This is a genomic window from Pseudomonas sp. SDO524_S393 (assembly GCF_054071875.1).
In genome coordinates, this window is record NZ_JBSVVZ010000163.1 from 1 (window position 1) to 543 (window position 543).

Genomic DNA, 543 nt, shown 5'->3' on the forward strand with positions numbered 1-543 from the left:
CTTGTTGCCTTGCCAAAAAAACTCCGTGGTAACGCCGTCGACGGTTTTGCTGATGCGCCGTCCAAACGGGTCGTAGCGGTAGCTGGCGGTCTGCCCATTGGGTTTTGTAACGCCAGTTAATCGGTGCTGGCCGTCGTAGCGGTATTCGGTGACGAGCGCGCGCCCTTTACCGCGCCGTTCACGAATCAGGTTGCCAAAGGCGTCGTAGTCGTACTGCCGGTCACCCTGGATCATCAGGCGGTTGCCGGCGACGATGTCGGGGCCGGGGCGGTTGTGCATCAGCAGGTTGCCGGCGGGGTCGTGGCCGAAGCGTTCCTGCACGTCTTGCGAGTGATTGGCGCGGGTCAGGCGGTTCAGTGGGTCGTAGTGGTAGTCGTGCTGGCCCTTGCGGGTGTCGAGCAGGCGGGTGAGGTTGGCGGATTTGTCGTAGGTGTATTGGCGCTGGTACAGCAGGTTTTCCTGCTGGATCACGGCGTGGTTGTGCAGGCGCTGTTGGTCGTCGTAGTGGTAGTGGCTGACGAGCTGGCCCTGCTGGCGTTGGTG

General features: G+C 62.2%; 1 protein-coding gene. It reads right to left on the bottom strand.

Annotated features, from left to right (window positions below; genetic code table 11):
* Positions 1 to 543, bottom strand: a 543-nt coding sequence (locus ACW9IB_RS29490) for an RHS repeat domain-containing protein (RefSeq protein ID WP_457416849.1), incomplete at both ends; no start/stop codon positions are given.